This window comes from Blastococcus sp. DSM 46786 (genome assembly GCF_900109665.1).
GTDB classification, from domain to species: Bacteria; Actinomycetota; Actinomycetes; order Mycobacteriales; family Geodermatophilaceae; genus Blastococcus; species Blastococcus carthaginiensis.
In genome coordinates this window covers 1-6,159 of record NZ_FOAO01000039.1, presented here as the reverse complement: position 1 = coordinate 6,159, position 6,159 = coordinate 1, and the positions used below count along the sequence as shown (strand labels likewise).

The following is a 6,159-nucleotide window of genomic DNA, read 5'->3' as shown; positions in this document are numbered from 1 at the left end:
GCCATGCTCTGCGGCGCCGCCCCCATCCCGGCGTCCTCGGGCAGAACCCACCGCCACCGGCTCAACCGCGGCGGCGATCGCCAAGCCAACGCCGCCCTCTACCGCGTCGCGCTCTGCCGGATGCGCTGGGACCCACGCATCCGTGCCTACGTCGAACGCCGCACTCAAGAGGGACTGTCGAAGAAGGACATCATCCGCTGCCTCAAGCGCATGATCGCCCGCGAGCTCTACTACGTCCTACGCCCCACCCAGTCGCCCGAAAACATCGCCTCGGCCGCTTGACGATCCATAGGAGCATCCTCGTCATCTGTGGTCCTGGCTCAGCACCGGTGGTGAGCCAGGACCCGGAACGACCAGGTCACCTGATCAACACGGAGCCCGGGGAACCGCGGAGGCGCCGCGCCCCGGCCGGGGTGCGGCGCCTCCGTCGTCGATCAGTGGGTGCGGAGCCCCGCGGGGTGCCCGGCCTGGTCGGACAGCTGCCGCAGGCCGTTGACGATGCCACCGATCAGGTCACCGTTGGCGAACGCGCTGGTCATGGAGAGCACCGCCAGGGCGCAGGCGCGGTCGGGCAGGCGGCGCGCCGCCCCGGCGCCGGTGACGACCTCCACCACGCGCTGGCCGGGCGACACCGCGATCAGCACGGCGTCGGTCGGGTGCTCGCCCGAGCGCGCGTGCAACTGCTCGGCGGTGGCGCGGGTCGGCGTGGCCAGCTCGCCCACGTAGAGGGTGAAGCGCAGCCCCGTCTCGCGCGAGGACATGGTCAGCGCCTCGTCGAGACGGGCCAGCTCCCGGAAGCTGAAGATCTCGTCGATCCTGGCCTCCGCCGTGCGCGGGTGGAGCGTGCCGCCGACGTCGGTGCCGGTGCGGGGGGTGTCGATCTCGGGCGCGCGGGTCATCGCCGGCCTCCGGGGATGGTCGTCGGAACGTGGGGAGCGGTCACCGGGGCTCGGTCACCAGGTCCCGCGGGCGCCGCCGAGCGGGCCCGCCGCCTGCGGGAGACGCGCGGCGGTCGCACCGCCGGTGTGCGAGCCACCGGTGTGCGAGCCACCGGAGCCGAGCGCCGGGCCGACCCCGCCCTCGGACTCCAACGCCCGCTCCCCCTGCTGCTCCGGGTAGACCGACGAGCCCAGGGCGGCGGTGTCGCTGCCCTGGACCGCGGCCGGACCGTGGCTGGGAGCCGGGCCGTGGCCACCGACGTGCGCCGGGTGCGGCTCGTACCAGACCGGGGCGTGGTCCCACGGCTGGCCGGGCTTGTACCGGGGACGCCGGCCGGCGCCGGGCTTCAGGGTCAGCAGCGCCAGCACCAGCACGATGGCGAGCGGGATGGCGGCGTAGACGAGGAGGGTCTCGGCGACGGTCACGCCCGACAACTTACCGGGACACGTCCGTACTCATCGGCTCTCGGTCCAGACGGCGGGGCGCCGGTGCGCCCACGGCCGCGCGGCCTCCAGTTGGGCCGAGAGCGAGACGAGCGTGGCCTCGTCGGCGGGGCGGCCCACGAGCATGGTGCCGATCGGCAGATCGCGCGCGGTCCAGTGCAGCGGGACGCTGACCGCGGGCTGCCCGGTGACGTTGAACAGCGCGGTGAACGCGGCGTAGCGCTTCTGCCGCTCGAAGTCCGCCCCGCCCTCGCCGTCCTCGCCGAACCACCCGATCGGCCGGGGTGTCATGGTGAGCACCGGCGCGAGCAGCGCGTCATATCCGGCGGTCGCCCGGAGGAACTGCCGGGAGAAGACGCGCAGCGCGAACATCGCCTGCATCGCGTCCCGCGCCGACAGGGCGAGGCCCCGCTGCTGCATCCAGCGGGTCAGCGGCTTCAGCAGCTCGTCCTGCCCTGGCGGGACCGGGAGCGTGGTGGCACCCAGCGCCCAGACCCGCTCGAAGGAGGGCAGCACCGCGGGGTCGAGCAACCCGGTCGGCACGTCCTCGACGACGTGACCCAGGCACTCGAGCAGCCGCCCGGCGTCCTCGAACGCCTCGGCCACCTCCGGCTCCAGCTCCACCCCGGGCACTGCCGACTCGGTGTAACGCCCGATGCGCAGCCGGCCCGGCTCCCGGTCGGCCCAGCCGAGGAAGGTCTCTCCCGGCGGCAGCGGCGGTGCCCAGAACGGGTCGCCGATCTCCGCACCGGCCATCGCGTCGAGCATCGCCGCCGCGTCGCGCACGGTGCGGGCCAGCGGGCCGCTGGTGCCCAGGCCGGTCACCTCGCTGCCGTAGGGGGCGTTGCTGATCCGGCCGCGGGTCGGCTTGATGCCGAACAGCCCGTTGATGCTCGCCGGGATGCGGATCGAGCCCCCGCCGTCGCTGCCCTGCGCGAACGGCACGAACCCCGCGGCGACGGCGACGGCCGCGCCCCCGCTGGAGCCGCCGGCGAGCAGGGAGGTGTCCCACGGGCAGCGGGCCGGGCCGGCGAGGTCGTTGTCGGTGTAGCAGGGGAAACCGAATTCCGGGGTGTTGGTCTTGCCCACGCTGATCGTCCCGGCGGCGGCGAGCCGGGTGACCACCGCGTCGTCGACGGCGGGCACGAAGTCGGCGAGGGTGGCCGAGCCGAACGTCGTCCGCACACCGGCGGTGTTGTTCAGGTCCTTGATCGCGGTGGGGACGCCGAGCAGCGGCGGCAGCTCCCCTCCCGCGCGCACCCGTGCCTCGGCCCGGGCCGCCTGGGCCAGCGCCCGCTCGGAGGTGACGGTGAGGAAGGCGCCGAGGCCGGCATCGTGCGCGTCGATGCGGGCGAGCGCGTGCTCCACCAGCTCGGTCGGGCTCACCTCTTTCGCCCGGACGGCGGTGGCCTGCTCGAGAGCGGTCAGGTCGTGCAGCGCGGTCACGGGGGCGACGCTAGCCCCGGCACCCGGCCGGTCGGACGGCCGCCGTGCAGAGTGGGGCGGTGGAACCGACCCGGGCGCACGCCGAGCAGCTCGACGCCGCCGATCCGCTGGCCTCCTTCCGCGGCCGGTTCGCCGGCACCGACGACGACGACCCCGACCGGCTGCTCTACCTCGACGGCAACTCCCTGGGCCGGATGCCGCTGGCGACGCCGGCGGCGGTGGCCCGCGTGGTGGAGCAGGAGTGGGCCCGCGGGCTGGTCAGGTCGTGGTCGCAGTGGATCGGGGCCGCGACACGGCTCGGCGACGAACTCGGCGCGGGCGTCCTCGGGGCGGGCCCCGGCCAGGTGCTGGTCGGCGACTCGACCACGGTGAACCTCTACCGGCTGCTGGTCGCCGGCGCCGCCGCCCGGCCCGGCCGCGACGTGCTGGTCTGCACCGCCGACGAGTTCCCCACCGACCGGTACGTCGTCGCGGGTGTCGCGGAGGCCCGCGGCATGACGGTCCGCGAGATCGAGGCCGACCTCGACGAGGGGCTCGGCCCGGCGGTGCTCGCGGCTGCCCTCGACGAGCGGGTCGCCGTCGTCGTCCTGTCGCTCGTGGCCTACCGCTCCGGCGCGCTGGCCGACGTCGCGGCCGTGACCCGGGCGGTGCACGACGTCGGCGCCCTGGTGCTCTGGGACCTCTCGCACGCCGTCGGCGCCGTCCCGACCGACCTGGATGCCTCGAGGGCCGACCTGGCCGTCGGGTGCACCTACAAGTACCTCAACGGCGGCCCCGGGGCACCGGCCTTCCTCTACGCGCGCCGCGACCTGCAGGCGGAGCTGCGCTCCCCCATCCAGGGCTGGTTCGGCCAGCGGGACCAGTTCGCGATGGGGCCGGAGTACGTGCCTGCCGACGGCATCGAGCGCTTCGGCACCGGGACGCCGCCGGTGCTGGGCATGGCCGCGGTCGAGGTGGGCGCGGCACTGGTCGCCGAGGCGGGGATCGACCGCCTGGCCGCCAAGGCCCGGACGATGACCGACCTCGTCGTGGCGCTGGGCGACGCCTGGCTGGCCTCGCACGGGGTGGTGCTCGCCTCGCCGCGGCAGGCCGCCCGCCGCGGCGCGCACGTCACCTTCGCCCACCCGCAGGCCTGGCGGCTCACCCAGGCGCTGGTCGACCGCGGCGTGGTGCCGGACTTCCGCACGCCCGACCGGGTGCGGCTGGGGCCGGCACCGCTCTACACCCGCTTCGTCGACGTGTGGGACGCGATGGCGCGCTTCCGCGACGTCCTCGAGGACCGTTCCTTCGAGTCGTTCCCCGCCGAGCGCGCCCGTGTGACCTAGCTAGAGGGGCTCGGGGACGCCGATGGGGTTGCCGGCCGGCCAGAGCCCCGCCGTGACCACCGCCGCGCGGACCGGGGTCAGCAGCTCGGCCAGCCGGTCGCAGCCGCGGTCGCCGAGCGCGCGCCACGGGCCGGCCGCCAGCCGGTCGGTGTCGGCTTCCACGGCGGCGGCCACCGCCCGCCCCTCCGCGGTGAGCTCCGCACCGGCCAGCCAGCCGCGGTCGGCCAGCGCGGCGGCCGCCCCCTCCCACGCCGCGTCGTCCCAGCCGCGCGCCTTCTGCAGCCACGCGCGGTCGGAGCGCCCGGCCGCGGCGGCCAGCACGTGGGCCTGCACCCCGTCGATCTCCCGCTGCACGAGCGCAGCGGTGTGCCCGTCGCCGCGGTGCTCGCGCAGCGTGGTGAGCGCCTGCCAGAGCACCAGGTGCGGCTCGCCGGGCACCTCGATCGCCGAGTTGGCGGCGGCCAGCGGGCGCCCCGGCAGGTCGACGGCGGCCGCCGCGGTGGCGGCCAGGTGCACCGCCTCGACCGACTCGTCCGATCCGCTCCAGCTCTCCCCCAGCACCCGGCGGACGGCGGCGTCGACCCCGGCCAGGCGGGCCGCGAGCGCCGCCGCCGGGGTGGCCTGGGCCCACACCGCCGGGACGCGGCGGGCCACGAACTCCGGTGCGAAGTTGACGAACACCGCCGTCACCACCTCCGGGCCGACGGCGCCCAGCGGGGCGGCGCGGCCCGCGAAGTAGCCGGACCAGAATCCCGTCAACCCCGCCTCCGCGAAGGCGGAGCGGGCCTCGTCGGCGAAGTAGGTGAGCGCGTGGAACGGCTCGGCGAGCGCCCACAGCCGGCGCGCCATGGCAGAGTTCATCGGGCGGCCCCCGTGCAGGGGCCCGCCGCGAGCGTGCGAGTGGTGGGGGGCACGGGGGTCCTTCAGGCGCTCACGCTCTCCGGCACTCCCAGCCACTCACGCCAGCGGGGGTCGACGGTGCGGTGCCCGAGCAGCCGCCAGGCCGCACCGCTGGGCGTGCTCGGTGGGCGCGGCAGCTTCCAGCCGAGCTCGGCCAGCGAGCGGTCGGCCTTCGTGTGGTTGCACCGGCGGCAGGCGGCCACCACGTTGTCCCACGTGTGCGTGCCGCCGCGGCTGCGCGGCACCACGTGGTCGATGCTCGTGGCCGATCCGCCGCAGTACACGCAGGTCTGCCCGTCGCGGGTGAACACCGCCCGGCGGGACAGCGGCACCGACGCCGGGTAGGGCACGCGGACGTAGCGGGTGAGCCGCACGACGACGGGGACGGGGAGGCTCAGCGTCTCGGCGTGGACGACGTCGGCGGTGACGTCGACCGACTCCGCCTTCTCGGCGAGCACCAGCACGATCGCCCGCCGGCTGGACACCACGCACAGCGGCTCGTACGTGGCGTTGAGCAGCAGGGTGGCGCCCGTGGTCGTGGGCGAGGGCACGGGGACGAGCGGCGGGACGGGGTCGCGCCGCGAGCCTGGGTGACCCGCCGGCGTCGACCCGGGCGCGGAACGCGGCACGGATCACCTCCGGAGGCCCCGGACCGCCGGGTGCTGCACGACCCGCGGGCAGCCCCATTCTGACCCGAGAACCGCCGCGTGGCGCACTGGAAATCCCCGCCGTCCCCCGGCTGTGTCGGTCGCGGCGACTAGGGCGTGTCTCCTAACCGTCGACGCTCGGGAGCGGCAGGCTGACGGGGTGTCTCGGATGGTGTCGCTGTCGGATGGGGCCTGGGCCCTGGTGGAGCCGTTGATGCCGGCGGCGTCGGGAAAGGGCGGCCGGCCGTTCGCCGATCACCGGCGCACGGTGGAGGGGATCATCTGGCGGTACCGGACAGGGACACCGTGGCGGGATCTGCCGGCGGAGTTCGGGCCATGGCAGACGGTGTGGAAGCGGCATCGCCGCTTCGCCGCTGACGGCACCTGGGACCGGGTGCATGCGGCCCTGTTGGCCGATGCCGACGCTGCCGGGCTGATCGACTGGAATGTGTCGGTGGA

At 75.5% G+C, this 6,159-nt stretch carries 8 protein-coding genes; 3 read left to right on the top strand and 5 right to left on the bottom strand.

All coding sequences use genetic code 11. The annotated features are described in order from the left end of the window. Positions 1-282: transposase (locus tag BMW62_RS21885; protein WP_139206363.1), on the top strand; the 282-nt coding region annotated here is incomplete at its 5' end. A 152-nt stretch (positions 283-434) separates the two neighbouring features. Here BMW62_RS21885 and BMW62_RS21880 read toward each other — a convergent pair. Genes BMW62_RS21880 through BMW62_RS21870 form a run of 3 tightly spaced genes read right to left on the bottom strand, consistent with a single transcriptional unit; the run spans position 435 to position 2,828 of the window. Next, on the bottom strand, positions 435-899 hold the full coding sequence (locus BMW62_RS21880; RefSeq protein WP_091935793.1) for a DUF5130 family protein: 465 nt from the start codon (positions 897-899) through the stop codon (positions 435-437). 54 nt (positions 900-953) lie between these two features. Next, a complete protein-coding gene (locus tag BMW62_RS21875) occupies positions 954-1,364 on the bottom strand; it encodes an aa3-type cytochrome oxidase subunit CtaJ (protein ID WP_091935790.1) in 411 nt (136 codons plus the stop codon). A gap of 30 nt (positions 1,365-1,394) precedes the next feature. Next, complete coding sequence (locus BMW62_RS21870; RefSeq protein ID WP_091935788.1) at positions 1,395-2,828, bottom strand: amidase; 1,434 nt, start codon at positions 2,826-2,828, stop codon at positions 1,395-1,397. A gap of 59 nt (positions 2,829-2,887) precedes the next feature. Here BMW62_RS21870 and kynU point away from each other — a divergent pair, with 59 nt between their 5' ends. Continuing rightward, positions 2,888-4,153 carry a kynureninase gene (gene kynU / locus BMW62_RS21865; RefSeq protein WP_091935785.1) on the top strand — a complete coding sequence of 422 codons (1,266 nt, stop codon included), beginning with the start codon at positions 2,888-2,890 and terminating at the stop codon, positions 4,151-4,153. Here kynU and BMW62_RS21860 read toward each other — a convergent pair whose 3' ends face one another. Together BMW62_RS21860 and BMW62_RS21855 are read right to left on the bottom strand one after the other, a co-directional pair. Then, on the bottom strand, positions 4,154-5,014 hold the full coding sequence (locus tag BMW62_RS21860) for an SCO6745 family protein (RefSeq protein ID WP_091935782.1): 861 nt from the start codon (positions 5,012-5,014) through the stop codon (positions 4,154-4,156). Positions 5,015-5,076: 62 nt separating this feature from the next. Next, positions 5,077-5,604 (bottom strand): HNH endonuclease, encoded by a 528-nt coding sequence (locus tag BMW62_RS21855; RefSeq protein WP_091935780.1) that lies wholly within the window; start codon positions 5,602-5,604, stop codon positions 5,077-5,079. Positions 5,605-5,860: 256 nt separating this feature from the next. Here BMW62_RS21855 and BMW62_RS21850 point away from each other — a divergent pair. Continuing rightward, positions 5,861-6,159 (top strand): transposase (locus tag BMW62_RS21850; RefSeq protein ID WP_244524219.1); only part of this gene is annotated, 299 nt, incomplete at its 3' end.

Coding starts and splice junctions, on each gene's coding strand:
- BMW62_RS21860 (WP_091935782.1), bottom strand. CDS start 5,014: ATGAACTCTGCCATGGCGCGCCGGCTGTGGGCGCTCGCCGAGCCGTTC.
- BMW62_RS21880 (WP_091935793.1), bottom strand. CDS start 899: ATGACCCGCGCGCCCGAGATCGACACCCCCCGCACCGGCACCGACGTC.